The sequence below is a fragment of the Kineococcus indalonis genome, from assembly GCF_009906395.1.
GTDB classification, from domain to species: domain Bacteria; phylum Actinomycetota; class Actinomycetes; order Actinomycetales; family Kineococcaceae; genus Kineococcus; species Kineococcus indalonis.
Map to the genome: position 1 here is coordinate 1 of NZ_JAAALM010000553.1, position 2561 is coordinate 2561.

The 2561-nt window shown below is 78.9% G+C and carries 4 protein-coding genes; 1 reads left to right on the top strand and 3 read right to left on the bottom strand.

Annotation, left to right across the window (positions count from 1 at the left end):
* Nucleotides 1-51 precede the first annotated feature (51 nt).
* The gene (locus GTR00_RS18750) at nt 52-672 is read left to right on the top strand and encodes a TetR/AcrR family transcriptional regulator (RefSeq protein WP_166613085.1); all 621 of its coding nucleotides are present in this window, start codon (nt 52-54) and stop codon (nt 670-672) included.
* Between the two features lie 64 nt (nt 673-736).
* Here GTR00_RS18750 and GTR00_RS18755 read toward each other — a convergent pair whose 3' ends face one another.
* The 3 genes from GTR00_RS18755 to GTR00_RS18765 all read right to left on the bottom strand — a co-directional run.
* Nucleotides 737-1285, bottom strand: coding sequence for a GNAT family N-acetyltransferase (locus GTR00_RS18755; RefSeq protein WP_323132601.1), 549 nt, complete (start codon nt 1283-1285; stop codon nt 737-739).
* Nucleotides 1282-1662 (bottom strand): ATP-binding protein, encoded by a 381-nt coding sequence (locus tag GTR00_RS18760; protein WP_166613086.1) that lies wholly within the window; start codon nt 1660-1662, stop codon nt 1282-1284. The genes GTR00_RS18755 and GTR00_RS18760 overlap by 4 nt, the downstream gene beginning before the upstream one ends.
* Nucleotides 1663-1725: 63 nt before the next feature.
* A partial coding sequence (locus GTR00_RS18765) for an HDOD domain-containing protein (RefSeq protein ID WP_166613087.1) occupies nt 1726-2561 on the bottom strand: 836 nt, incomplete at its 5' end.

Genomic DNA, 2561 nt, shown 5'->3' on the forward strand with positions numbered 1-2561 from the left:
CGCCACCCCCGTCCCCCCGCGCGGCGCAGCGGGCGGGCCTACCCTCGCCGTGTGACACGCCCGCTGCCGGTCCTCGGCCGCGCACCCTCCCCGGTGCGCGCCGACGCCTCGCGCAACCGCGAGGCGCTGCTGTGCGCCGCCCGGCGGCTCGTCGAGGAGGCCGGCGTGGCGGGCTTCAGCATGGACTGCCTCGCCGCCCGCGCCGGCGTCGGCAAGGGCACCGTCTTCCGCCGCTTCGGCTCCCGCTCGGGGCTGTTCACCGCGCTGCTCGACGAGTTCGAGCGCTCCTTCCAGGAGCAGGTCCTCTCCGGCCCGCCCCCGCTGGGCCCCGGGGCCGGCCCGCTGCAGCGCCTGGAGGCCTTCGGCCGGCACCGCCTGCGCTTCCTCGCCGAGCGCGGCGACCTGCTGCGCGCCGCCGAGGCGGACCTGCGCGCCGGCGCCAGCCCCGCCTCCGACTTCGCCCGCATGCACCTGCGCGTCCTGCTCAGCGCCGCCGGCGCCGGCGGCGACCTGGACGTCCTGGCGTTCTACCTGCTCGCCTGCCTGGAGGCGCCGCTGTCCGCCCACCTCGCCGGGGTGGGCGGGCAGGGCCCGGGCGGCCTCGACGCGCACCGGCTCGGCGACGGGTGGGCGGACCTGGTGCGCCGGGTCGCCCCGCCCCCGCCGGGCTGACCGGCGCGCCCGGTCCCCGGTCCCGCTCCCGCCCGGCGGGGCGGCCCCGCGAGGACCGGTGGCCTCAGGCCGTGCGCTGGTACAGCACGTGGTCCTGCCAGCGCCCCGCGATGCGCAGGTAGCCGCGGGCGACGCCGATGCGCTCGAAGCCGTTGCGCTGCAGCACCGCCTGCGAGGCGGAGTTGGACAGCAGGGTGCCGGCCTGCAGGCGGTGCAGGCCCAGCTCGCCGAAGGCGGCCTCCACGGTGCGGGCCACCGCCTCCGTGGCCACGCCGCGGCCGTTGACGGCCTCGGCGACGAAGTAGCCCAGGTCGGCGTGCTGGGCCGGGCCGCGGACCACGTTGCTGAGGGTGCTGCGGCCCACCAGCTCGCCCTCGTGGACGATCGCGAAGGGGACGGTCCGGCCGGCGGCGTGCTCGGCGAGCAGGCGCTCCACCAGCTCGGCCTGGCCGGCGGCCGTGAAGTGGGCGGGGTCCCGCTCGGGCTCGAAGGGCGCCAGGAAGCCCCAGTCGCCGCTGAGCAGGCGCGCCAGGGGCCCGGCGTCGTCGGGGGTGAGCAGGCGCACCTCGGTGCGCGCCCGGGTGCGCCGGGCGCCGGACCCGGCCGGGGTCACGACAGCACGAACCAGACGGTCTTGCCGGAGGGCTCGCGCTCCACGCCCCAGCGGTCGGAGAGGATGTCGACGAGGGCCACGCCGCGCCCGCCCTCGGCCTCGGGGGAGACGTCGCGGCGCACGGGCGGGTGCGGGTCGCCGTCGGAGACGGACACCTGCAGGCCGGCGGAGCCGTCGCAGTGCACGCGCACCCGCACGGGCGGACCGCCGTGGCGCACCGCGTTGGTCACCAGCTCCGAGACGAGCAGCTCCGCCTCGTCCAGGACGCGGGCGTGGTGCACGGCGCAGTAGGCGTCGGAGAGGAAGGTGCGGGCCCGCCGCGCCGAGTGCTCGTGATCAGGGAGGGTGATCTCAGCATCGGGGGTCGCCTCGCACACGCGCCCATCCTGCCCGCCCGCGTCCGCGCGTGCGCGACGGGCCCCGCCGACCCGCCGGGAGGGTCAGCCGGTGAGCAGGTGCAGCACCTCGCGGGCGACGTGCTGCACGCGCTCGCCCAGGGCGTCCAGCTCGCCGTCGTCGACGCGGCCGCCGCTGAGGTGGCCGGCCGGGCGCAGGGGGCGAGCGGGGTCCAGCAGCCGCTCGGACAGCTCCACGCCCAGGCGCACGCACACCGCCAGGGGCGAGGCCCAGCCGGGGGCGTCCACCTGCGCCAGGGCGGCGGGCAGGTCGTCGGGGAAGGACCACGCGGCCAGCGCCTCGGCCGAGACGCGGGTGTGGGTGCAGCCGTACAGGCGCGCCTCGGCCGCCAGCAGCTCCTCGCGGTCGGCGGCCCGCGCGAGCAGGGCGGGGTAGCGCGCGGGGTCGCAGCGCACCAGCAGCGCCTGCCCCAGGCGCGCCAGCAGGCCCAGGCTGAACGCCTCGGGCGCCTCCACGCCCAGGCGCGCGGCGACCTCGCCGGCGGCGACGGCGGTGAGGACGCTGCGCTCCCAGAAGCCCTCCAGCGCCTCGGGCAGGTCCTCCAGGCCGGCCACGGCGGACACCGCCAGGCTGCGCACGGTGGAGAAGCCCACGACGGTGACGGCGAACGCGGGGGCGGACACGCGGCCGCTGAGGCCGAAGTACGCCGAGTTCGCCAGCCGCAGCACCCTCGCGGTCAGCGCCGGGTCGTAGCTGAGGGTCCGCCCCAGCGAGCGGGCGTCGGAGCGGTGGTCGTCGGCCTGGGCGACGACGCGCGCGGCGACGGGGCGGTGCGCCGGCAGGTCGTCCAGGGCGGCGCTGATGCGGCCCAGGACGTCGACGGCGCCCTCGGGCACCGAGGAGGTGCCCGGGGCGGGGG